General features: G+C 70.1%; 23 protein-coding genes and 1 riboswitch. Of the genes, 9 read left to right on the top strand and 14 right to left on the bottom strand.

From position 1 onward, the window contains the following. The first annotated feature begins 179 nt into the window (after window positions 1–179). Window positions 180–626, top strand: a complete 447-nt coding sequence (locus tag VIR15_RS00495; RefSeq protein WP_331925505.1) for a MarR family winged helix-turn-helix transcriptional regulator — start codon at window positions 180–182, stop codon at window positions 624–626. Further along, window positions 623–1,900: an MFS transporter gene (locus VIR15_RS00490; RefSeq protein WP_331925504.1), complete on the top strand. Its 1,278-nt coding sequence runs from the start codon at window positions 623–625 to the stop codon at window positions 1,898–1,900. Before VIR15_RS00495 ends, VIR15_RS00490 begins: the two co-directional genes overlap by 4 nt. 102 nt (window positions 1,901–2,002) lie before the next feature. Here VIR15_RS00490 and VIR15_RS00485 read toward each other — a convergent pair whose 3' ends face one another. The 3 genes from VIR15_RS00485 to VIR15_RS00475 form a co-directional block, all read right to left on the bottom strand. Next, window positions 2,003–2,650 carry a dihydrofolate reductase family protein gene (locus VIR15_RS00485; RefSeq protein WP_331925503.1) on the bottom strand — a complete coding sequence of 216 codons (648 nt, stop codon included), beginning with the start codon at window positions 2,648–2,650 and terminating at the stop codon, window positions 2,003–2,005. A 178-nt stretch (window positions 2,651–2,828) separates the two neighbouring features. Further along, the gene (gene serC / locus VIR15_RS00480; protein ID WP_331925502.1) at window positions 2,829–3,974 is read right to left on the bottom strand and encodes a phosphoserine transaminase; all 1,146 of its coding nucleotides are present in this window, start codon (window positions 3,972–3,974) and stop codon (window positions 2,829–2,831) included. A gap of 178 nt (window positions 3,975–4,152) precedes the next feature. Beyond that, entirely contained in the window at window positions 4,153–4,908 is a 756-nt protein-coding gene (locus tag VIR15_RS00475; protein WP_331925501.1) for a helix-turn-helix transcriptional regulator, read from the bottom strand. A 209-nt stretch (window positions 4,909–5,117) separates the two neighbouring features. Here VIR15_RS00475 and VIR15_RS00470 point away from each other — a divergent pair, with 209 nt between their 5' ends. Beyond that, entirely contained in the window at window positions 5,118–5,393 is a 276-nt protein-coding gene (locus tag VIR15_RS00470) for a hypothetical protein (protein ID WP_331925500.1), read from the top strand. Between the two features lie 109 nt (window positions 5,394–5,502). Here VIR15_RS00470 and VIR15_RS00465 read toward each other — a convergent pair whose 3' ends face one another. After that, window positions 5,503–6,624 carry a citrate synthase 2 gene (locus VIR15_RS00465; protein WP_331925499.1) on the bottom strand — a complete coding sequence of 374 codons (1,122 nt, stop codon included), beginning with the start codon at window positions 6,622–6,624 and terminating at the stop codon, window positions 5,503–5,505. A 116-nt stretch (window positions 6,625–6,740) separates the two neighbouring features. Here VIR15_RS00465 and VIR15_RS00460 point away from each other — a divergent pair, with 116 nt between their 5' ends. Then, a complete protein-coding gene (locus tag VIR15_RS00460) occupies window positions 6,741–7,379 on the top strand; it encodes a pentapeptide repeat-containing protein (RefSeq protein WP_331925498.1) in 639 nt (212 codons plus the stop codon). 20 nt (window positions 7,380–7,399) lie between these two features. Here the strand turns inward: VIR15_RS00460 and VIR15_RS00455 are convergent, their stop codons facing one another. Next, the gene (locus VIR15_RS00455) at window positions 7,400–7,804 is read right to left on the bottom strand and encodes a hypothetical protein (protein ID WP_331925497.1); all 405 of its coding nucleotides are present in this window, start codon (window positions 7,802–7,804) and stop codon (window positions 7,400–7,402) included. 52 nt (window positions 7,805–7,856) lie between these two features. Between VIR15_RS00455 and pdxH the strand changes: the two genes are divergently transcribed. After that, entirely contained in the window at window positions 7,857–8,576 is a 720-nt protein-coding gene (gene pdxH, locus VIR15_RS00450; RefSeq protein ID WP_331925496.1) for a pyridoxamine 5'-phosphate oxidase, read from the top strand. Window positions 8,577–8,754: 178 nt separating this feature from the next. On the opposite strand, the gene VIR15_RS00445 is transcribed toward pdxH, so the two are convergent. Continuing rightward, window positions 8,755–9,897: a hypothetical protein gene (locus VIR15_RS00445; RefSeq protein WP_331925495.1), complete on the bottom strand. Its 1,143-nt coding sequence runs from the start codon at window positions 9,895–9,897 to the stop codon at window positions 8,755–8,757. 247 nt (window positions 9,898–10,144) lie between these two features. Here VIR15_RS00445 and VIR15_RS00440 point away from each other — a divergent pair, with 247 nt between their 5' ends. The 4 genes from VIR15_RS00440 to VIR15_RS00425 all read left to right on the top strand — a co-directional run bounded on the left by VIR15_RS00440 (window position 10,145) and on the right by VIR15_RS00425 (window position 14,050). Beyond that, the gene (locus VIR15_RS00440; RefSeq protein ID WP_331925494.1) at window positions 10,145–11,362 is read left to right on the top strand and encodes an MFS transporter; all 1,218 of its coding nucleotides are present in this window, start codon (window positions 10,145–10,147) and stop codon (window positions 11,360–11,362) included. A gap of 28 nt (window positions 11,363–11,390) precedes the next feature. Continuing rightward, window positions 11,391–12,104 (top strand): iron-dependent transcriptional repressor DtxR, encoded by a 714-nt coding sequence (locus VIR15_RS00435; protein WP_331925493.1) that lies wholly within the window; start codon window positions 11,391–11,393, stop codon window positions 12,102–12,104. Window positions 12,105–12,286: 182 nt separating this feature from the next. Continuing rightward, a riboswitch (cyclic di-AMP (ydaO/yuaA leader) is annotated at window positions 12,287–12,460 on the top strand. A gap of 3 nt (window positions 12,461–12,463) precedes the next feature. Beyond that, window positions 12,464–13,261: a C40 family peptidase gene (locus VIR15_RS00430; RefSeq protein ID WP_331925492.1), complete on the top strand. Its 798-nt coding sequence runs from the start codon at window positions 12,464–12,466 to the stop codon at window positions 13,259–13,261. A 105-nt stretch (window positions 13,262–13,366) separates the two neighbouring features. After that, window positions 13,367–14,050 (top strand): DsbA family oxidoreductase, encoded by a 684-nt coding sequence (locus tag VIR15_RS00425; protein ID WP_331925491.1) that lies wholly within the window; start codon window positions 13,367–13,369, stop codon window positions 14,048–14,050. A gap of 54 nt (window positions 14,051–14,104) precedes the next feature. Here the strand turns inward: VIR15_RS00425 and VIR15_RS00420 are convergent, their stop codons facing one another. The 8 genes from VIR15_RS00420 to VIR15_RS00385 all read right to left on the bottom strand — a co-directional run. Further along, entirely contained in the window at window positions 14,105–14,485 is a 381-nt protein-coding gene (locus VIR15_RS00420; RefSeq protein ID WP_331925490.1) for an STAS domain-containing protein, read from the bottom strand. After that, a complete protein-coding gene (locus tag VIR15_RS00415) occupies window positions 14,482–16,629 on the bottom strand; it encodes a SpoIIE family protein phosphatase (protein WP_331925489.1) in 2,148 nt (715 codons plus the stop codon). The genes VIR15_RS00420 and VIR15_RS00415 overlap by 4 nt, the downstream gene beginning before the upstream one ends. Window positions 16,630–16,786: 157 nt before the next feature. Continuing rightward, entirely contained in the window at window positions 16,787–17,302 is a 516-nt protein-coding gene (locus VIR15_RS00410; protein ID WP_331925506.1) for a DUF488 domain-containing protein, read from the bottom strand. A 44-nt stretch (window positions 17,303–17,346) separates the two neighbouring features. Further along, window positions 17,347–18,330 (bottom strand): quinone oxidoreductase family protein, encoded by a 984-nt coding sequence (locus VIR15_RS00405; protein WP_331925488.1) that lies wholly within the window; start codon window positions 18,328–18,330, stop codon window positions 17,347–17,349. Continuing rightward, a complete protein-coding gene (locus tag VIR15_RS00400) occupies window positions 18,327–18,689 on the bottom strand; it encodes a hypothetical protein (RefSeq protein WP_331925487.1) in 363 nt (120 codons plus the stop codon). Before VIR15_RS00400 ends, VIR15_RS00405 begins: the two co-directional genes overlap by 4 nt. Then, window positions 18,686–19,549 (bottom strand): DODA-type extradiol aromatic ring-opening family dioxygenase, encoded by an 864-nt coding sequence (locus VIR15_RS00395; protein WP_331925486.1) that lies wholly within the window; start codon window positions 19,547–19,549, stop codon window positions 18,686–18,688. The genes VIR15_RS00400 and VIR15_RS00395 overlap by 4 nt, the downstream gene beginning before the upstream one ends. A 35-nt stretch (window positions 19,550–19,584) precedes the next feature. Then, window positions 19,585–20,391 carry a citryl-CoA lyase gene (locus VIR15_RS00390; RefSeq protein WP_331925485.1) on the bottom strand — a complete coding sequence of 269 codons (807 nt, stop codon included), beginning with the start codon at window positions 20,389–20,391 and terminating at the stop codon, window positions 19,585–19,587. Beyond that, window positions 20,388–21,568, bottom strand: a 1,181-nt coding sequence (locus tag VIR15_RS00385) for a CaiB/BaiF CoA transferase family protein (RefSeq protein WP_331925484.1), incomplete at its 5' end; no start/stop codon positions are given. The genes VIR15_RS00385 and VIR15_RS00390, both read right to left, overlap by 4 nt.

Raw genomic sequence — 21,568 nt, 5'->3', positions numbered from 1 at the left:
CCCCTGCTGCAGCAGGGGCGATCAGTCGATAAACGGGTGTGTTGCCAGGGGAGGGCGTCCGGGTGTGTCGCGGAAGGGGGCGTCGGGGTGCGGTGCCCTCGCTCGGGTCGGACCGGGAATGATTAGCAAGGCTAATGAGTTAGGCTAATCAGTACCCGACTCTGACTTCCGAGGACCTAGTGACCGCCCCCGCTGCCAAGCCGCTCTCCCGAGCCGATCTCATCACCATGGCGAACGACATCCGCCTCGCCTGCATGCGCATCTCCCGCCGCGTCCGCTTCGAGTCCGACCGCGAGCTGCCGCCGCACCAGTTCTCGGTCCTCGCGCGGCTGGAGGACGCCCCGCACACCAACAGCGAGCTCGCCGACATCGAGCGGGTGTCAGCGCCCAGCATGAAGCGCACAACGAGCTGCCTCGTCGACAAGGGCTACATCTCCCGAGCGGACGACCCATTGGACGGGCGCCAGGTGATCCTCTCCCTGACCCCCGAGGGTCGAAAGGCGGTCAGGCGCATCCGTCGGCACCGCGATGAGTGGATGCTCGACCGATTCGCGAACCTTACTGAGGGCGAGGTCGCGCTGCTCCAGCAGGCGAGCGCCGTCCTCGCGAAGGTGGCGACGAAGTGAGTCCGACCTTCCACTCGTTGGGAGTGCCGAACTACCGGCGGTACGCGTCCGGTGCGCTCGTCTCCAACGTCGGCACCTGGATGGGCCGGGTGGCGCAGGACTGGCTCGTCCTCACCGTCCTGACCGACGGCTCTGCGTCGGCGCTCGGGATCGTGACCGGCCTTCAGTTCCTGCCCTTCCTCATCCTCGCGCCGTGGGCCGGGATGATCGCCGATCGGTTCCCCAAACGGCAGATCCTTCTCGGGACGCAGACCGCCCTCCTCGTCACAGCCTTGGCGCTCGCCGTCCTGACCGGAGCGGGCGTCGTCGAGCTCTGGCACGTCTATGCGCTCGCGCTGCTGCAGGGTGTGGCCACCGCGATCGACAACCCGTCTCGCCAGGCCTTCGTCTCCGAGATGGTGGACCACGAGTACGTCGCGAACGCGGTCGCGCTCAACAGCGCGTCGTTCAACCTCGGCCGACTCCTCGGCCCCGGCGTCGCCGGTCTCGTCATCGCCTGGTTCGGCCTCGCGCCCGCCCTCTACATCAACGCGATCTCGTTCATCTTCGTGCTGGCCGCCCTGCTCCGCGTCGACCAGAGAAGCCTGCAGCCGGTCCCCCGAGCCCGGGGCAAGGGCCAGATCCGGGAAGGTCTGCGCTACGTCCGGCGCCGGCCCGACCTCATCCTCATCATGGCGCTGGTGTTCGTGCTCGGGACGTTCGGCATGAACTTCCAGATGACCATGGCGCTCATGTCGACGCAGGTCTTCCACAAGGGGCCGGGCGAGTTCGGCGTGCTCGGTTCCATCATGGCGGTCGGCTCACTGTCGGCGGCGCTGATGTCGGCCCGGCGACACCCCCGCATGCGCGTGCTCGTCGTCGCGCTCGCCGGTTTCACCGTCTCCACCTTGCTGCTTGCGACGGCCCCGACCTTCGAGCTCTTCGCGATCTATCTCGTGCCGACCGGGCTCGCGGCGCTCACTGCCCTGACAACCGCCAACGCGCTCGTCCAGATGAGCGTCTCGCCGATCATGCGCGGCAGGGTCATGGCCCTGTACATGGCGATCTTCCTCGGTGGCACCCCGATCGGTGCGCCGATGATCGGCTGGATCGGCGACGTCTGGGGCGCGCGCTGGACGATCGCGATCGGCACCATCACCGTGGGGCTCAGCGTCGCCGCTGTGGCCCTGTGGTTTGCGCGGAGGCACAATATGGCGGTGACCTTCCAGATGCAGCGCCGGCCGCGGCTGCGAGTTCTGCTCGACCGGCCAGCGACTCCACAGGCGGCGAAGTGAACCTCCGGACGCGGCACCGCGTGACCGTCGCCGCTCTCCTGCTGTTCATCGCCATCGCCGTGGTGGCCGCCGTCGTCTAGTGCCGCGTCCAAGGCCCCGCGCTCACCGGCCCCTGGCCGTGAATGTCAGGTGCGTGACGCCGCTCGGGGTCGAGACCGCCTCGATGTCATAGTTCTGCTCGACTGACTCCAGCCCATCCCACAGGCGCACCCCGCGACCGAGCACGATGGGAACCTGGGCGACATGCATCTGGTCGACCAGCCCCGCGGCAACGAAGTCGCGCACGACGGTCGGACCGCCACCGATCCGCACGTCCTGACCACCGGCCGCCGCCCGAGCTCGCTCGAGGGCCTCGCTCGGCGAGGCGTCGAGGAAGTGGAACGTGGTGCCGCCGTCCATCTCGATCGAGGCCCACGGACGGTGGGTGAGCACGAACACCGGCGTGTGGAAGGGCGGGTTGGGTCCCCACCAGCCCTTCCAGTCCGGGTCGTCCTGCCAGCCGGGCGGACCGAACTTCCCGGCGCCCATGATCTCGGCTCCGATACCCGGGTTGTGCCGGGCCGCGAACGCGTTGTCGGCGCCCACGCTGCCCCCCGGCTGGTTGCCCATCTCGTGGAAGAAGCGCGTCCCGACGTACCACTCGTGCAGCCGTTGGCCGGCGTGCCCGAACGGGGCCTCGAGGCTCTGACCGTCGCCGGTGGCGAAGCCGTCAAGCGAGATCGACAGGTTGTGGACGCGGACCTCGGACATCGGTAACCCCTTCTGAAGAGCTGGCTGTCAGGCACCAGCATGGATCCCCGGTGTGCTGCGTCCCAGTCAATTAGGGGTCAGGTGTGCTCCGCACGGCACGTGCCTGCTGGTGCGGGAGCAGCATCAGGTCAGCCGCGAGCGGGAGGGGCTCAGCGGCATACGGCCTGGTGGCGTGAACTCAGCCGAGCTGGGAGACGACGTACTCGACGGCCTTGGTCAGGGTGCTGACGTCGTCGGGCTCGACGGCCGGGAACATCGCAACGCGCAGCTGGTTGCGTCCGAGCTTGCGGTAGGGCTCGACATCGACGATGCCGTTGGCGCGCAGGACCTTGGCCACGGCGGCCGCGTCGATCGCGTCGTCGAAGTCGATGGTCCCGACGACCTGCGAGCGCGCGGCCGGGTCCGCGACGTAGGGCGTCGTGTAGGAAGTCTTCTCCGCCCAGTCGTAGAGGCGGCTCGAGGAGTCCTTCGTGCGCGCGGTCGCCCAGTCGAGGCCGCCGTTGCCGTTGAGCCACTGGAGCTGCGCGTCCAGCATGGCCAGCGTGGCGACTGCGGGCGTGTTGTACGTCTGGTTCTTGCGCGAGTTGTCGATGGCGGTGGGCAGGCTGAAGAAGTCGGGCACCCAGCGGCCGGTCGCGGCGATCTCCTCCACGCGAGCGAGGGCGGCGGGCGAGAAGAGCGCGAGCCAGAGCCCGCCGTCGGAGGCGAAGCACTTCTGCGGGGCGAAGTAGTAGACGTCGGCCTGCGTGACGTCGACCGGGAGGCCGCCGGCGCCGGACGTGGCGTCGACGAGGACGAGCGCGTCGGAGTCGGCGCCCTCGACCCGCTGGACCGGGGCCATGACGCCGGTCGAGGTCTCGTTGTGCGGCCAGGCATAGACGTCGGTGCCCGCCTCGGCGCGCGGAGTCGCGAGCGTGCCGGGGTCGGCCTTGATGATCGTCGAGTCGCCGAGGAAGGGGGCCCCCTGCGTGACATTGCCGAACTTGCTCGAGAACTCGCCGAACGCAAGGTGCTGCGCGCGCTCGCGGACGAGGCCGAAGGCGGCGATGTCCCAGAACGCCGTCGAGCCGCCGTTGCCGAGGATCACCTCGTGGCCCTCCGGGAGGCTGAAGAGGCTGCGCAGGCCCTCGCGCACCGAGCCGACGAGGCTCTTGACCGGGGCCTGGCGGTGCGATGTACCGAGCACGGTGCGGCCAAGACTGGCGAGGTGCTCGACCTGCTCGGGCCGGACCTTCGAGGGGCCGGAGCCGAAGCGGCCGTCGGACGGGATGAGCTCGTCGGGGAGCGTGATGGTCGGCTGGGTCGTCGCGGGGGCGTCGGTCACTTCTGCACCTTGGGGTGGGGCCACGGTCACGGGCGCGTGGCGGGTGTGTTGCTGACGGGTGACGCCGTTGTCACCCGCTCATTGAACCGCAGGTGCCCGACTGCCCGACACGGCCGACCGCTGTGTGAACAGCCACAGGGTGCCCAGCACCGACGGAACGCTGGAGCGAGCGACCCCCTCACAGGAAGCCGCTGACCTTGCGGATCGCCTCGGTCCGGCTCGCCGCGCCGACCCTCAGGAAGATGTTCTCGAGGTGCTTGCGCACCGTGGCCTCGGAGACGCCGAGACGTCGCCCGATCTGGTGGTTGCTCGCCCCGAGGGAGACCAGCCGCAGCACCTCCCACTGCCGCGCCGTCAGGTGTGGCTCACCGGCGAGCTCGCGCAGCCGACGCAGGTGCAGCTCGCCGAGGTGCGGCCGGATGAGGCGGATGATCTCCACCTCGCGATCGGTGAAGTCGGTGCCGTCCCAGCGGAAGAGGAGCAACCGGCGGTCGAGGGCACCGAAGGGTTGCATCGCGGCGAGCAGCTCGTGCCGGATGCCCCAGTCGTGCATGACGCGGCCCATGGGGTAGCGCAGGTAGTCGCGGTCGCCATAGCGGTCCGAGCGGCGCACCACGACCTGGTAGTCGGGAAGGCCGGGCCGAATCGCGTCATACGAGCAGCCGCCCGGCTGGAAGTAGGCGGACCAGAACGCCAGGGCGTCGTCGGGTGTCGTTTCCAGTGGCAGCGTCGCACCCTGGATGTAGCAGAGCCCTTCAGTCGTCCGGTTCCCGATGTCTGCCAGCTGGAAGCTCACCTGGTCTGCGGGGACCAGCTCGGCGATTCCGCGCAGGACGCCCGAGTAGAAAACCTCGTCTGCGGCCTCAGCCCTCGCGTCGTGGACGATCTCGAGGATCCGGCGCGCATCCCGGCCCGTCACGAACGACTCACCCACGACGCCTCCCTTCGGCCTGGCCCCTGCATCCGAGGGTAAGTCGCGTGGTCCGTGCGGGGAATACGACTTTCCGCTAGACGCTCGGGGTCCCTGCCGGCGGCTCGCGCATCGGCGTACGCGGTTCGTCGTATTCCGCTCCGGCTTCCCCTGTCCGCACTCTGGAGGGATCCAGGCGCCCAGCCGGGCTCCAGCACAGGAGGGTACGAATCATGTTCATGCACAAGCCCGCTCGCATCATCGCGGTTTTCACTGTCTTTGTCGCCACCGTGTTCGCCAGTGGGCGAGCGGCGCTGGCCGTCAACGTGCCGGACCCGGGGGGCGTCGAGTCCCCTCCCCCGCTTCCGCCGATGGAACCCACTGCCGCGATGGCGTCCGGGCCCAACTGGACGGTGCTCGTGGCGGCCGTCGTCGCCCTCGTCGTCGTGGCAGCGCTCGTGGCGCTGTACCGCTCGGGCGCGAGGCCGCGGGCCGCTCGTCACGCGTGACCGCACACGGGGGATCAAGAGGGGGTATGCCGCTGGGCTCGGTCGGGCGACCGAGCCCAGCGAGTACGTGGCCGAGTTTCCGGGCCAGGCGCAGGGCCCGGCTCGAGCCTCAGTGGGCGATGTCCGGTGACCAGCCCTCGACGTCCTCCGGCTTGCGGGGCCCCTCGCCGATGTAGCGGGACGACGGACGGATGAGGCGGCCGGTCACTTTCTGCTCGAGGATGTGCGCCGACCACCCGGCGGTGCGGGCGCAGGTGAACATCGGGGTGAACATCTGCGGCGGCACCTCGGCGAAGTCGAGGACGACCGCAGCCCAGAACTCGACGTTCGTGGCGAGGACGCGGTCGGGGCGGCGGGCCTGGAGCTCCGCCAGGGCCGCCTTCTCGAGAGCGGCCGCGGCCTCGAAGCGCGGGGCCCCGAGACGCTCGGCAGCGGATCGCAGGACCCGGGCGCGGGGGTCCTCGGCCCGGTAGACCCGATGCCCGAAGCCCATGAGCCGCTCCCCGCGGTCGAGCACACCCTTGACGTAGGCAGTCGCGTCGCCCAGCTCCTCTACGCCCTCGAGCATGTGCAGCACCCGCGATGGCGCCCCGCCATGGAGTGGGCCGGACATCGCGCCCACCGCCCCGGAGAGGGCGGCGGCGACGTCGGCGCCGGTCGAGGTGATGACCCTCGCGGTGAAGGTCGAGGCGTTCATGCCGTGCTCAGCAGCCGACACCCAGTAGGCGTCGACGGCCTGGACGTGCTTGGGGTCGGGCTCGCCTCGCCAGCGGATCATGAACCGCTCGGTGATCGTCTTGGCCTTGTCCACCTCGGACTGCGGCACCATCGGCTTGTCGAGGCCGCGCGCTGACTGACCGACGAAGGACAAGGCCATCACGGCGGCACGGGCCAGGTTCTCCCGGACCTCCGCGGGCTCGATGTCGAGCGTCGGCTTGAAACCCCACCCCGGGGCGAGCATCGCGAGGGCGGACTGGACGTCGACCCGCACGTCACCGGTGTGCACCGGCAGCGGGTAGGGCTCGGCGGGCGGGAGCCCGGGGTTGAACTTGTTGTCGACGAGCAGGCCCCACACGTTGCCGAACGAGACGTGCCCGACGAGATCCTCGATGTCGACCCCGCGATATCGCAGTGCGCCCCCCTCCTTGTCCGGCTCGGCGATCGTCGACTCGAAGGCGATGACGCCTTCGAGGCCTGGCTTGAAGTCCGGGTCGGGCGCGTGGTCTGCCATGACGGTCCTTGTCGCATTCGAGGTCACCGGCGTGGTCCGCCACCCCGGTGTGGGCCAGTAGACATTCTGCACACGGAAGGGCCGGCGTGGTCCCACGGGGCTGCCAGACTGACGGGATGCCGCCCCCAGCCGACCAGACCGTGTTCGCGCACGACGTTCTCACGGGCGGCGCCGATGGTCCCGGCTCCGGCTTCGACCTCGTGCGCTTCGACGGGACGGATCTGAGCGGCGGACACTTCGAGGGGACCAGCTTCCTCGAGTGCGCGCTCGTCGGCTGCATCCTCGATGACGTTCATCTCGAGTCCTCGCGGTGGTCCGAGTGCACGTGGGAACGGGTCGGTGGTGTGGGCGTGGTGCTGGCGCAGGCCAGCCTCACCGACGTCACGATCGACGGCTGCCGGCTCGCGGCCGTGTCGGCATGGGGCTCGACGTGGCGCGATGTCACCGTCCGCGGCGGGAAGATCGACTTCCTCAACCTGCGCGGGGCCGCCCTCAAGGACGTGCAGTTCGTCGACTGCGTCGTCAGTGAGCTCGATCTCGGCGAGGCGACCGTGGCTGGGGTGAGCTTCGACGGGTGCACTCTCGTGGAGCCGGAGTTCAGCAGGGGGTCGTATGCCGCTGTCGACCTCTCCGGCGCGACGTTGCGTTCCCCACGTGGCGTGGCTTCACTCAGGGGTGCGACGGTGAGCCGAGTGCAGCTCATCGAGCTGGCCGAGCACCTGGCCGGGGAACTCGGGATCCGGGTCGCCGACTGACCTGGCAACCGCACTTTTCGTCAGTTGATCGTGCCCGGCTTGCCGCGCCGGAGCGCGGAGGTGGCCGCGTCCTTGGCGCGGTCCTTCGCGGTCAGCTTGTCCGCGGGACGGATGCGCTTGGTCAGGTCCGCGCCCTGGAGGAGCCGGGGGAGCGGCGTCGGCGACACGGGGTAGACGGTGATCGCCGTGTCTCCGCTGAAGACGAGCCACAGCGACTGGTCGCCCTCGTAGACCTTGAGGATGCTGCCGTCCGAGAGGGACTTGGCGTGGTCGAAGGCGCTCTTGCGGGCCCGCTCACTGGCCATCATCTTCTGCGCCGCCTCCTTCGCCGGCCCGTGGAGCGCCTTGGTCGCGACCCAGACCTGCGGGCCGTACTTGGCTCCGACCTTGACGACCTTGACGACCGTCTTGCCCTTGCCTGCCATCTGCTGACTCCTCCGTGGTCGGGGTCCTCTCGCCAAACCCTAGTGTGGCCCCATGGTCAGACCTGATCCGATGGACACCGGCCGCGTCGATTCGCACGTAGACTCGCACGTCGACTCGCATGGAGACGGCCTCCTCGAGTCGGACGTGCTCGAGTCGCCCTACCTCCAGGTCCGCGCATGGGTGGCCGGTGCGGTCGCGGCTGCCGAAGCGCGCGGGGATGGGTCCGAGCCGATGGCTCTGTCCGTGGCGACAGTCGATGCCGCCGGCGCCCCCAATGTCCGGACCGTGCTCATGCGGTTCTTCGACGCGCGTGGGCCGGGCTTCGTGACGAACCTCCAGTCGACCAAAGCCCTTGAGCTCGCGGCGAACCCGCGAGTCGCAGCAGCGCTGACGTGGCCGGAGATCTACCGTGCGGTCCGGTTCCGCGGAGTTGCGGAGCCGATCAGCAGGCGGGAGGTCACGGAGTACTTCGAGACGCGTCCCTACGGTTCACGGTTGTCCGCGTGGGCGTCCGAGCAGTCCCGCCCGGCCGCCGGGCGAGACGAGCTCGAGCGCCGGTGGCGCGAGGCGCTGGAGCGCTTCCCGGACCGTGGGCAGCAGGGTGATGTGCCGGTCCCGGACTTCTGGGGTGGCTATCGCATCCGGTGCGACGAGGTGGAGTTCTGGGCCGGTCGCCTGAACCGCCTCCATGACCGGCTGGTCTTCACGCGGACCGGCTCGGGGGACCTGGCCGACGCCGGCTCCTGGACGCTCTCGCGGCGCCAACCCTGAGGGGAGCGCGCGCCAGTCAACCGCCCGCCGTGGAAGATCGCCCGGGTCCGAGCACGGGCAAGGTTCCACGGGGACCGCTCGAGGCAGTGGGGGCACAGGAACAGGGCAGCCCGAACTGGTCGGACTGCCCTGGTTCATCCTTGGGTGTCGGTGGGGACGCGACTATCGCGTGGCCACCTCACACGTTCCGGAAGAAATCACTTCTCGGATCACCTCCTTCCGTAGCTCTTCGACGACCGTACGTCGCGGTGCCAGCGGGCGCCAAGTGGTTTTGCACGGGCAGTTCGATCGGATCGGGCCGGATGGTCATGACCGAGGCGGGCGCCCAGGCGTCGTCACGAAACCGGTAACGCCCAACCAGAGCGAGCAACAGCGGCACCTCGACGTAGACGTGGGGCAGCGTCACGGCGTCGTGGAGCAGCACCCCGCTCGAGTAGTCGCCGACGAGCAGGACGGCAAGGACTGCAGCAGCCAGGAAGCCGATCGCCCAGACGCGCGCCCCCGTGAGCCACGGCAGCCGGTCCTCGAGATCCGCGGCGGCGTCCGGCGCGTAACGAGGGAAGAAGACCACCCAGACGAGCAGGTGCATGGTCTGGAGGAAGGCGAAGACCGCGAGGAGCCGCATGCCCAGGACGGTGCCGGCCTCACCCGGCGGGACGACGCCTTCGATGACGGCGTGGCCGTCCCCGACGAGGCTGCGCACCAAGGGGGTGTCCGCCCCCAACCACGCATCGGCAGTCCCCAGGAGGATGGCCAGCGGAATGATCGTGACCCACCCCAGCTGCACCAACCGGAACACCCGCCGCGATCTGGCAGAGGGCAGCCTTCGCGACCAGTCCCAGAGGAACGCGAGCACGGCGACGAGGTGCAGGTGTGCGAGTACGAGGAAGTGATGGTCCGGCCAGACCAGTGATGCCGTCGCAGCCAGCCCGGTCAGTGCCCACGCGACCCTCCTGCGCCTGGCTGTCACGACCCGGGAAATCGCCCAGCAGACGATCGCGTAGCCGAAGACGATCTCGGCCAGCTGCGCAGGTCGACCGACGAGGCCGACGAGCAGCCGGCTGACGACGGCTCCGGCGAGGAGCAGGGCCAGCACCCCGAGGAACCGCCGTCCCAGTCCGAGGGCCAGACCGGAGAAGCGGCCGGCGACGTAGCGCAGCTCGAGGATGGCGTGCAGGACCCCGAGGAGGATGACCCCGACGACCACGGTCGCCACGGCGGAGGCGAGCGTCGCGGCGAGGGCGCCCGCCGCCGTCGCGACGAACCCCAGCGAGAGGACGGTCCCACGGGAACCCGACAATGCGGGCCCGGGAACCGTCACGGCACCCACCCCACCGTCCGGTGGGAAGCCAGCCCAGCGGCATACGGCGGGCCAGAAAGGTTCGTGTTGCAGAGTCCGGCCACAGCGCCATCGTTTGTCGTCGTCGGGTGCGGGAGCGAGCGCAGATGCGCAATCGTTAGGCCCTCGTGGCACGTCCGATATCGCTGAGCACGGGGGTCGGCGACGGCCGTGACCACAGTGTGGCCACGGCCCGGGCGACCCGCCCTGGAGCCGTAATGTGCGAAGGATGACCGTGCCTCACGAGGCGGGGACGCGCGGGACGCTTCGGGCCATCGCGCTGTCGGCCTACGGCCCGACGCTGCTCGGCTCCACGGGCACCGGCGCGGTCGCACCGATCATCGCCGTCTCGGCGCGCGACCTGGGCGCCTCGGTCGGTGTCGCCGCCCTCCTCGTGGCTGCGCTCGGGCTCGGGACCCTGCTGGGCGACCTGCCCTCCGGGGCCTTGGCCGCACGCATCGGGGAGCGGCGCGCTCTGCTCGTGGCGGCGGTCGTCGAGGCGATCGGCATGCTCGTGGCGGCCCTCGCCGGTTCGCTCGCGACCCTCTTCGTCGGAGTCATCCTGGTCGGGCTCGCCGGCTCGCTGTTCGGGCTGGCGCGGCAGGCGTACCTCACCGAGGCGGTCCCGGTCCGGATGCGCGCGCGGGCCCTGTCGACCCTCGGTGGGGTGCATCGGATCGGCTGGTTCCTCGGGCCGTTCCTCGGGGCGCTCGTCGTCGCGAAATGGGACATCAGCGCTGCCTACGTCGTCGGTGGGATCGCGAGCCTGGGCGCGTTCGTCCTCGTCCTCGTCGCGCCCGACATCACGTCCCCCGAGCGGGCCGCCTCCGCGCGGGCGCCGCAGCGGTCGGTGGGCTCGGTTCTCGTGGAGCATCGGCGGGTCCTTCTGACGCTCGGCGTCGGGGCACTGTGGGTCTCCGGCGCTCGTGCCGTCCGCGAGGCCCTCGTGCCGCTGTGGGCGGAGTCCGTCGGGCTCTCGCCGGCCCAGACCGCCCTCGTCTTCGGGGTCTCGGGGGCGGTCGACATGCTGTTGTTCTATCCGTCGGGCTGGCTCATGGACCGGCACGGCCGCGTCGCGGCGGCGGTGCCGAGCATGCTCATCCTCGGCCTCGGCATGGCCCTGCTCCCGCTGAGCTCCACGCTCGTGGCCGTGACGGCCGCGGCCACCGTTCTGGGGCTCGGGAACGGACTGGGCGCCGGTCTCATCATGACTCTCGGTGCCGATGCGTCCCCTCCGGAAGCGCGCACGCAGTTCCTCGGGGGCTGGCGCCTCTGCTCAGACCTGGGAAGGGCGGCGGGTCCGTTGGCGTTGTCGGGGCTGAGTGCCATCATGACGCTCGGCGCGGCGTCCGTCGTGCTCGGCGCGGGAGCCGTCCTGGGGGCGGTCTGGCTGCGGATCTGGGTTCCGCGTCACGACCCGACCAGGGCTCCTGTGCGTGCGCCCTGACGAGTGCCGGATTTGAGAGAGTAGGACCGTGACCGACCTCATCGATACCACCGAGATGTACCTCCGCACGATCTTCGAGCTCGAGGAGGAGGGAATCGTCCCCCTCCGCGCTCGGATCGCCGAGCGGCTCGGGCACTCCGGCCCCACGGTCTCGCAGACGGTCGCACGCATGGAGCGCGACGGACTCGTTTCGGTCTCGGGCGACCGCCACCTCGAGCTGTCCGATGACGGACGACTGCTGGCGACCCGCGTCATGCGCAAGCACCGCCTGGCCGAGCGGCTGCTCGTCGACGTCATCGGCCTCGAGTGGGAGTACGCCCACGACGAGGCCTGCCGGTGGGAGCACGTCATGTCCGAAAAGGTCGAGCGCAAGATTCTCGGCCTCATCAAGGACGGTCGCGAGTCGCCCTACGGCAACCCGATCCCGGGTCTCGAGGAGCTCGGGCTGGATGTGTCGGGTGACTTCCTCACTGGTCTGGTCGCGCTCACCGATGCGGCCGGTGCGGCGCCCGTCACGGTGACCATCCGTCGCATCGGCGAGCCGGTGCAGGTCGACCCTGACGCGCTGGCGCTGCTCACCTCCGCCGGGCTCATGCCCGGGCACACCGTCTCGGTGGTGCGAGCGGACGCACGGGTCATCGTCACCCCCGAGGGCTCGGACCGGTCAGCGGGAGTGTCGCTTCCCGAGGAGTTGGCCGTCCACGTGTTCGGGCAGGCCGGCCCGCCGGCAGGTACTGCCTGAGTCGCCGCTGCACGTCCTGCCGCTCGAAGGTTCGTTCGGATGGCGGCCGCCCCGTGGATACCGTCCGAAAAAAGTTGTCCCCAACCCGTGATCGAAGCGTGACAACCGTGGGCGGTTTGGATAGTTTGAGCGGGCTCGCTCGGATCGAGGGGGCGCTTCGGACCGGATCGCCAAGTCCTGCCACCGGTCAGGGGCCGTGACAAGACCGCATGGCAGGAGCGGGGGAACCATTCTCCGGGCGTCGCGAGACGTCCTTGGGGTTAAGTCCTCCGAGGACCTTCGGGTCCGAGCGAGGGCCGGGTAGTACCTCCCACCCGAACCCGACAGCTCACCTCGCAGGCGTCGAGAGGTAATAACACGTGGCTCAGAACGTTGCCGGCCGCCATCGCAGCCCCGAACGCTACAACCCGCTCTCAGAGCTCAAGCTCATCGCCAAGGAGTCCGCGCAGCCGGCCGTGAAGGGTGCCGCGATCGTCGCCGCGTCCGGCGGCCTCGTCGCCACGTTCGCCCAACCGGCCGCCGCCGACAGCCCGATCGCCGCGCCGGTGAACGCCGCCCCCAGCAGCGCCGCCGTCGTCGGCCCGCAGTCGGCGACGCTCAAGACCGCGAGCGCCCTCAACGCCATCGGCTTCGCCCAGCAGGCGGCCCCGCACAAGGCCAAGGCGCCCAAGCCGCTCGTCATCAAGGACGTCGTCGTCGAGAAGGACCGCGCCGAGGCCAAGGAGCGTGCCGAGGCGGCCGAGCGTGCCGCACAGGAGCGTCGCGAGGCCGCGCAGCGAGCCTCCCGCACGACGCAGCGCACCCCGATCGCGGACCCGGCGCCCTCCGCCTCGGGCATCGTCGGCATCGCCCAGTCCATGTTCGGCGTCCCCTATGTCTACGGCGGCAACTCGCCGAGCGGCTTCGACTGCTCCGGGTTCACCTCATGGGTCTACCGCCAGGCCGGCATCTCCATCCCGCGAACCGCCTCCGCGCAGCAGGCGTCCGCGACGCGGGTGAGCAACCCCCAGCCGGGCGACCTCGTCTTCTTCGGCTACCCGGCCTACCACGTCGGCATCTACGTCAGCCCCGGCCGCATGATCGACGCCCAGCGTCCCGGCACCGTCATCGGATACCACTCGATCTGGACGACGCCCTCGGGCTACGGTCGCTACTGACCCCGATCTGCCGAGTTCCACGCCACCTCACGAGGCCCCCACCGTCCCCGGCGGAGGGGGCCTCGGCGCGTCGGCGGGTGCGGCGGCTCATGCAAGACTGAGGCGATGACCAACCAGTCCGCAGCGGAGTCCACGACCCACGTCGCGCTCGAGGTCTGGTCGGATCTGGTGTGCCCCTGGTGCTGGATCGCCAAGCGGCGGATCGAGGCCGCCATCGCTGCCTTCGAGCGGCCCCATGACGTCACGATGCGGATGCGGGCCTTCGAGCTCGACCCGGTGCTCCCAGTCGGCGAGGGGATGGGCGTCGCCGACCACCTCGGCCGCACGTACGGCGGCGGGGTCGAGGGTGGCCGCCTGATGAATGCGCGGGTCAGCGAGGAGGCTTCGGGTGACGGGCTGAGCTTCGACTGGCACACGGCGGTCCGGGCCAACACGTTCGATGCCCACCGGCTGTGTGCGCTCGCCCTCGAGATGGGCGGGCCAGCCCTCCAGTGCGCCGCCTACGAGCGGTTCCACTCCGCACACTTCAGCGAGGGGCTGGCCATCGACGACCACGAGGTGCTCCAACGGCTCGCCGCGGAGGCCGGCCTCGACGAGCGGCGCGTGGCGGCCGTCCTCGCCGCCGACGACTATGCGGCGGAAGTGCGTGCCGACGAGGAGCTCGCGCGCTCGATGGGCGTCACCAGCGTGCCGTTCGTCCTCGCCAATGGTTACGCGGCCGTCTCGGGCGCGCGTTCCGTCGACGACTACCTCGCGTTCCTTCGAGGCGTGGTCACCGACCGTGTGTGACCCCGCCACGGCCGTATGCCGCTGAGCTCAGTCCGCTGGCCGGGTCTGCGGACCTCATGGGTCAGTCGCCGAGTGAGTCGGCGAGTCAGGCATCGAGTCAATGGGCTCGACGGCGTCGTGCAGCGGGATGACCGTGTCGATCCGGGTCAGTTCGAGCACCGACCGGATCGGGGCCTCCTTGGGGACGACCAGCCGGAGCTGCTGTCGGCGATGCCCGAGTCGCTGCGCGAGCCGGAACAGCATGGCGATCGCGGTGCTGTCGAGATAGGTCGTGTCACGTAGGTCGAGGACCACGCTGGCGGGATCGCCGGACAGCGCTGTGGTGATGGCGTGGCGGACCTCATCGACGTTGGCGAGGTCGATCTCACCAGAGACGCGAACGTGCGTGTCCCCGTGCGGGTGTTCCTCGGAGGTGATGCGCGCCCGCCCGGTCATGGACGGGTCCCGTTGCGGAAGCCGATCCAGCGCTGGAGGTGTACCACGGTTCCTTCGGCAGTGCGGTGGACGTTGACGGTGTCCGTCAGGGCTCGCATCAGCTCCAGTCCCCAACCTCCTCCGCGGTCGGATGGTGCGCGCCACTGGCCGCGGTCGCGCACCCACAACTCGACGAGGCCCTCATCGAGGCTGGCCTCGAGCTCGAGGTCACCCGGAACCGCGGCGTAGGCATGCTGGACGACGTTCGCGCAGGCTTCGCCACACGCCACGAGAAGTTCGTGTTCCACGTCGGGCGCGACGCCGGCGTTGCGCAGCCAACGCCGCAGGGAGCCGCGTGCCTGGGACAGCATCTGGGCCTCTGCCTTGACGGTGACTCGGAGCGGCCCGCCGGCGATCGGCAGGGGGCGGACGGCGATCAGGGCGACATCGTCTGCGACGTCCCCAAGGACGATCATCGAACGGACCAGGTGGTCGCACAGGCGCTCGAGGTCCTCGCCGGCCATGGCCTTCGCGGCCTCACTCAGCCGGTCCAGGCCCTCGGTGATCGAGCTGCCCCGACGCTCGACGAGGCCGTCCGTGTAGAGCAGCAGTGTCGCGCCGGGCTCGAGCTCGCGGACCTCCTCCGGGTAGAACACCTCGGCGGTGACGCCGATTGGCGGCGCGAGTCCACCGCTCAGATAGGACGCTTTCGTACGGTCGAACGCGAGCACGGGCGGGTGGCCGGCGCTCGTGTAACGCAGGGTGTGGGTGACCGGGTCGAGGACGGCATAGAGCAGCGTCACCATCTCCGGCATGGGCAGCTGTGACACGAGCCGGTGGACGCTGCGGAGCACTGAGGCCGGGGATGGGTCCTGAAGCGCGTAGACGCGCAGCGCCATCCGCAGCTGCGCCATGGACGCGGCAGCTGACGGCCCATGGCCCGCGACGTCGCCGATCGCGAGCCCGACCCGACCGCCCGGCAGCGGGAGCACGTCGTACCAGTCGCCGCCGATCTGGACGTCGCTCGTGGCTGGGACGTAGCGCGCTGCCAGCCCCACCCCCGGCACGTCGGGGAGGCGCTCCGGCAGCAGCGTGCGCTGCAGAGTCTCTGCGATGTCGTGCTCGCGGCGAGTGCGTGCCTCCTCCTGGCTCAGCTGTTGTTGCGCCTCGAACCGCTCGCGGATCTCGGTCGCGAGGCGTTGGTTGAGCGCGGACAACTGTTCCGTGCGCGCCTCGACCCTGTCCTCGAGGTCGGCAGCCGCTTCCCGGAGCGCCGCCGCCGCATTGTTGCGTTCACTGACCAGGGCAGCGAGGACGAAGGACGTCAGGGCTACGCAGGCGTTGAAGGCGTGCAGTGTGAGCATCTGCCCCAGGAGCGGCTGGCCTCGGAAGGGACCGGTCTGGCCAGCAGCGGTCCACGTGGCGATGAGGGACGCGGCGAGAGCCGCCGGTGCGGCACCTCGCAGCTGTAGCCGCCAGGCGGCCCAGCCCACCGCGGGAAGCGCGAGGAAGAGCACCTGGAGCGACTGGGCCGCCCAGGTTGTGGTGACGACGACCGCAACCAGGATGGCAATGAACTCGACCCACTGCCGCTGCGGCCACGATGGCAGCTCGTGGAAGAGGAGCAGGCTCAGCAGGAACGGGGTGACCGCGAGGATGCCCATGGTGTCCCCGGTCCACCACACGGTCCATGCCGTGGGTAGGTGCTCCACTGGAATGGTGTCGGAGAGGGCGAGCGCCCCCGAGCCGATCGTCGCGCTGATGAGCGTGCAGCTCAGGGCGGCCACGACGATCGCGAGTGCGTCCCGCTGCCGGTCAAGTTGCCGGCGGAAACCAAGGCGCTCGAGCAGGAGCGCGGCGGCAAGGGGGGCGAGCGTGTTGCCGGCCGCCGTCGCAAGGGCCGCCAACACCCCGACGTCCAGTTGAACGTTGACCGCCAACGCGCTCAGGGCCACCGCCGGCCACACCCAGCGGCCCAGCACGATGAAGGCCGCCACGGCGATCCCGGTCGGGGGCCAGAGCGGCGTGACGTTGTCGGCGACGAGGGAAAGCTGCAGGCCCAAGTGGGCCAGCACGTAGTAGGCGAGCGCGACCGCGACGCCCCACCGGACGCGTTCCGACGTCGTCGCCCGGCTTGGACCATCGCGTTCGGTGGTCACTGCCACAGGATGAGCGTATTGATGAAGGTGCAACTTCACGCATTTTCAGGAGGGGGAGAATCACGACGTGTCGCGCCGCGGCAGGTTCGCCGGGGCGACGTTGTGGTGGCCGCGCGGACGCGCAGGTCCCGCCGCAGGCTCGCCGGGGCGACATTGGGGTGGGTCAGTCGTCGGCGGGATAGGTGATGGAGAGGCCGTCGACGACCGCGAAGCGGGTCAGGGTCTCTGGTGTGGCCTTGGCCTCGTCGTAGATGTCGATGACGTCGACGCCACGGACGAGAAGGGCGTCGCCGACGAGCGAGCGGTGGCAGCGCCAGGGGACCGCCTCGGCACACATGATCGCGATCGGTTGCGCACGGGCCAAGGCCAGCAGTTCCTCGATGCCGGAGGCGAACTCCGGCGTCCCCATGTAGTCGGCGTAGCCGCGGAAGCTGAGATTGCGCCAACCCTGGTTCAGGGAGTCCTTGCGAGGCTGGCGCAAGCCGCCGAGGGTGGGCAGGTGTCGATACTCGAGGCCGGCGTCCGGCAGGGTCCGGGAGAGCGAGTCGATGTGGAACTGCGGGTTGTGACGCGACTTCGGTACGGTCCTGATGTCGACGAGCGCGGAGATGTCGTGGGCGCGCAGGATGGCGAGGAACTCCTCCATTGGCCGTGTCGAGTGGCCGATGGTGTGCACCATCACGCTCGGGCCCTCCCGTGTCTCGGGTCGAGGGTCCACCGGAGCTAGCTGATGCGGACGACGATGCGGCGCCGGGCCTGCCCGTCGGCCTGTCTGGCCCACGCGTCGGGAAGGTCGTCCCACTCGACGGTCTCGTGGTCGACCGTGAGGTTGCCCTCCGCGGCGTGGCGCAGCAGGGACGTCAGGGCGTCCCTGCGTTGCTCGTTGGTCAGGGAGTTGTTCGTGTACCCGAGGATCGCCGCGCTGCGACTGCGCAGGGTGGCCGACGTGTACTCGGCGGAAGGGCCGGCCGAGCTGCCGAGGTTGACCAGGCGACCGCCCTCCGCCAGCACCTCGGCCGCGGCCGATCCGGGGACTCCGCAGAGCGGGTCGATGACGACGGAGACCTGGCCCCCACACGCCTGCTCGAGGCGGGCGGCGAGGCCCGCCACGTCGTCACCGGCACGTAGCTCGACAACGTCGTCAGCGGCATACGAGATGGCTCGTTCGCGGGAGTCGGCGCTGCGTGCGGCCGCCACGACGCGCCGGGCGCCGAGGATCCGCGCCACCTGCACGGCCACCTGGCCGACCACCCCTCCCGCGCCGAGGACAAGGACGTCCTCGCCGGGCTGGAGGCGGGCGCGCCACGTCAGGGACATCCAGGCCGCGATGGCAGACAGGCCCAGGCCGGCGACGACCTCGTCCGGCACGCCGTCGGGCAGCGGGACCAGCTCGGCTTCAGTGGCGAGGGCGAGCTCGGCGAGGCTGCCGTCGCCTGCCGTCATGCCCGCGGACGACGGGAACCAGACCCGGGTGCCGGCAGTGAGGTGGCTGGCCTCGATGACGGTGCCGACCCCTTGGACACCGGGGACGTACGGCAGCTCAGGAGCCCCGAAGTAGGACGTGCCGGTGGCGCAGAGGACGTCCAGCGGCGTGATCGGCGCAGCAGTGACGGCAACGACGGCTTGGCCGGTCGACCGCGTCGGGGCGGTTGCCTGGACCAGCTCCGGCGGCCGACCGTGGGCGACGAGGTGGGCCGCGCGCATCATGTCGCGATGTCCGGGTAGGGCAGCGAGAAGTGGGCGAGCCTGGCGGCGTAGGCGAGCTGGAACCCCAATGGCTCGTCGTAGTCGCGCTCGAACATCGCGATGAACAGGGTGAGCGTGAGGAACGGGTGCGCGCCCAGCCGGAACAGCGCGGGGTAGTCGTGGGTGGCGAGCGCCTCGCGCTCCTCGGCGGTCAGCTCCTGCCACGTGCTCGCCTCGAGCGGTGGGCAGCCCAGCAGGCGGCCGGCCATGGTCTCCTCCCACCAAGCGACCGTGCCGACCGGGTCGTCGCGGTAGCGCTCGACGAGCTCCGGGTCGCGATCGACGGTGAAGAGGAACTTGTCCAACAGGTACCGGCTCACGAGACCGCTCCCTTCGGGTACCACGTGAAGTAGGCCTCCATGGTGTGGAAGAGATCGAGGGTGTCGACGTAGTCCGCGGCGACGTGGTCGCCCGCAACGCCCATCATGAGCATGAAGTCCATGAAGCCGTGGGTTGCGTTGCCGGGCCCATGCAGGCTGTCGAGGGTCACCTCGGCCAGGCAGCCCTCGAGGTCGCCCTTCGCGATCCAGTCCACGGCCTTGCGGTCGAACTCAGGGTCGGGACCGTGCGGGCCGAACTGCCGGGGGCCGCCCAGCTCGAGGGACAGGTGCCCGGTGCCGATGATCGCGACGCGCAGGTCGGAGGGCCAGCTCTCGACGAGGCGGCGGATGGTGCGACCCAGCTCGACGAAGCGGGCCGGCTGGGGGAGCGGGGGAGCGAAGATGTTCGTGTAGATCGGCACGATCGGCAGGTCCGCTTCGGGCCGGAGCGTGATGATCGGGCACGTGATCGAGTGGTCGATCCGCAGCTCGTTGCTGAAGGCGAGGTCGAAGCCGGCATCGAGTCCCTGACGCAGCAGGTGGGAGGAGAGGTCCAGGTTCCCCGTGAATCTCATTCGGGGCAAACCGAACTCGCGCTCCTCGTTGTACCAGTTGGCGTCGTAGAAGGGCGCCTTTCCGACGAGGAACTGGGGCATGTTGTCGAGCCAGAGCTGGTGGAAGTGGTCACTGCCCACCATGACGAGCAGGTCCGGGTTGACGCGGGTGAGGGTCGCGCGGAAGGTCTCGATCTTGGCGACCCACTCGTCCGCGAAGGGCGGCCGGGCATCACCCGTGGCGGTGCTGGCCCGGAGATAGAAGGGGTGATGCGTCGAGGCGATGACGGCGACGACCTCGGCCATGTCTGGTGCCCTCCCGTGGGTTGGTGGTGGTGCGGTCAGTCACGTGGCTCCTCCGGCGGCACGTAGGTTGCGTGCCTGTCGACGGAGAGGTAGACGTCCATGCCGACTGGCCGGCGCTGCTCCTCGGCGAGCTGGCCCAGCAGGCCGGCGGTCCGGGCGAGCAGCGCGACCCCACGCAGCATGGCGAGCGGGATGCCGATGTCGGCGAGGGCGGCGCCACAGACGCCCGCGCCGTTGAGGGGCAGGTGCCGTCCGAGGACCTCTTCGTGGACCCGGCCGATCGCGCCGAAGAGGCGCAGGTGGGGTCCCAGTGTGCCGGCCTCCTTCGCGATCGCCATGAGGCGAGGCGTCCTCGGGTCCTCGACCTTGTGCACCGGGTGCCCGAGCCCGGGAACGTAGCTGCCCGCCTCGCGTGCTTCCCGGACGGCGACCCGTCCCAGCTCGTCCCAGCCGACCGTGTCGTCGTCTGACGAGGGAACTTCTGCCGTATGCCGCTCAAGCACCTTCGCGAGGAAGGCGCCGCAGTCTTCGGTGACGCCCAGAAATCGAGACCCGCCACCCAGCAGTCCGGCTGCGACAGCGCCTTGGAGCGAGTCCGGTGCCGAGAGGTAGGTCAGGCGCGCCGCGATGGCCGTCGGCGTGAAGCCGTGGTCGGCGAGTGCGACGAGCACGGCTTCGAGGACGCGTGCCTCTCCCGGACTGGGGCGACGGAGCGTCATGAGCCAGTAGGCGAGCTCGCCGAAGCCGACCGATCCCATGAGGTCGGTGATGTCCTCACCGAGCAGGGAGATCGTCGCCTCGGTGGAGACGCCGAGGGACGTCGGGTAGCCCGGGTCGGTCATGGAGCAGCCCTCGTCACGCTTGCGGTTGCGGGCTGGTCCGTCAGCCAGGCGCGAATCTCGGCGTCGTGCTCGCCCAGTCCCGGCGGGGGCAGCACGTAGCGGGCAGGCGTGGCAGAGAAGGTGATCGGGTTACGAACCGTGGGGATGGCCTGGTCGCCCTCGCCAACCGTGACGACCGGGTCGAGACCGATCTCGGTCGCGAAGCGGACTCCTTCCGCAACCGTGTTGATCGGGCCGCATGCGACGCCCGCGTCGGTGAGGACCCGGAACCACTCGGCCCGGGTCCGCCGTGCGAGGGCGTCGACCAGCAACGGACGGAGCTCGTCCCGGTGGGTGTTGCGGTCCTGGTTGTGTGCGAACCGCGGGTCGTAGGGGACCTCGGGGATGCCGAGCGCGTCGCAGAGCCGCCTGAACTGCCCATCGTTCCCGGCCGTGATGATGAGGTCACCGTCAGACGTCGGCAGCGGCTCGTAGGGAAACAGGCTGGGATGTGCATTTCCCATCCGGTTGGGGACGTCGCCGCCGGCCACCCAGGCGCTCGACTGGTTCACCATCCCGGACAGTGCCGTGGCGAGGAGGTTGACCTCGACCTGCTGCCCCTCGCCGGTGCGGGCGCGGTGCTGGAGCGCGGCGAGGATGCCGATGGTCGCCTGCATGCCCGACATGACGTCGAAGACCGAGATCCCGGCGCGGTAGGGCGGCCCATCGGGGTCTCCGGTGAGGCTCATCAGGCCGGACATCGCCTGGACGATGAGGTCGTAGCCGGGTAGGGATGCCCCACCGCCGGACCCGAAGCCACTGATCGAGGCGTAGACGACGGATGGGTTGCGCTCGGCCACGGACGCGTAGTCCAGGCCGAACTTGCGCAGGCCGCCGGGCTTGAAGTTCTCGATGACCACGTCGGCCCGAGCCGCGAGCTCGTGAGCGAGCGCTCGATCCTCCGGATCCGCGAAGTCCAGCGTCACCGACCGCTTGTTGCGGTTGATGGCCAGGTAGTACGTCGCATCGTCGCCCCGGGTGGGCGGCAGCCAGGTCCGCGTGTCGTCGCCTGCTGGTGACTCCACCTTGACCACGTCGGCCCCCAGGTCACCGAGCAGCATGCTTGCGTAGGGACCCGCGAGGATGCGGGAGAAGTCAGCAACGAGCAGGCCAGAGAGGGGACCGGACGACCCGACGC

Origin of the sequence: Intrasporangium sp. (assembly GCF_036566125.1) — a bacterium.
In the GTDB taxonomy this organism is placed as follows: Bacteria; Actinomycetota; Actinomycetes; order Actinomycetales; family Dermatophilaceae; genus Intrasporangium.
This window is presented reverse-complemented; position numbering and strand designations above follow the sequence as displayed.

Coding starts and splice junctions, on each gene's coding strand:
- VIR15_RS00410 (WP_331925506.1), bottom strand. CDS start 17,302: ATGGTGCACACCATCGGCCACTCGACACGGCCAATGGAGGAGTTCCTC.
- VIR15_RS00465 (WP_331925499.1), bottom strand. CDS start 6,624: ATGGCAGACCACGCGCCCGACCCGGACTTCAAGCCAGGCCTCGAAGGC.
- VIR15_RS00420 (WP_331925490.1), bottom strand. CDS start 14,485: ATGACCGGGCGGGCGCGCATCACCTCCGAGGAACACCCGCACGGGGAC.
- VIR15_RS00440 (WP_331925494.1), top strand. CDS start 10,145: ATGACCGTGCCTCACGAGGCGGGGACGCGCGGGACGCTTCGGGCCATC.
- VIR15_RS00470 (WP_331925500.1), top strand. CDS start 5,118: ATGTTCATGCACAAGCCCGCTCGCATCATCGCGGTTTTCACTGTCTTT.
- VIR15_RS00395 (WP_331925486.1), bottom strand. CDS start 19,549: ATGGCCGAGGTCGTCGCCGTCATCGCCTCGACGCATCACCCCTTCTAT.
- VIR15_RS00425 (WP_331925491.1), top strand. CDS start 13,367: ATGACCAACCAGTCCGCAGCGGAGTCCACGACCCACGTCGCGCTCGAG.
- VIR15_RS00390 (WP_331925485.1), bottom strand. CDS start 20,391: ATGACCGACCCGGGCTACCCGACGTCCCTCGGCGTCTCCACCGAGGCG.
- VIR15_RS00485 (WP_331925503.1), bottom strand. CDS start 2,650: ATGTCCGAGGTCCGCGTCCACAACCTGTCGATCTCGCTTGACGGCTTC.
- VIR15_RS00405 (WP_331925488.1), bottom strand. CDS start 18,330: ATGATGCGCGCGGCCCACCTCGTCGCCCACGGTCGGCCGCCGGAGCTG.
- VIR15_RS00455 (WP_331925497.1), bottom strand. CDS start 7,804: ATGGCAGGCAAGGGCAAGACGGTCGTCAAGGTCGTCAAGGTCGGAGCC.
- pdxH (WP_331925496.1), top strand. CDS start 7,857: ATGGTCAGACCTGATCCGATGGACACCGGCCGCGTCGATTCGCACGTA.
- VIR15_RS00460 (WP_331925498.1), top strand. CDS start 6,741: ATGCCGCCCCCAGCCGACCAGACCGTGTTCGCGCACGACGTTCTCACG.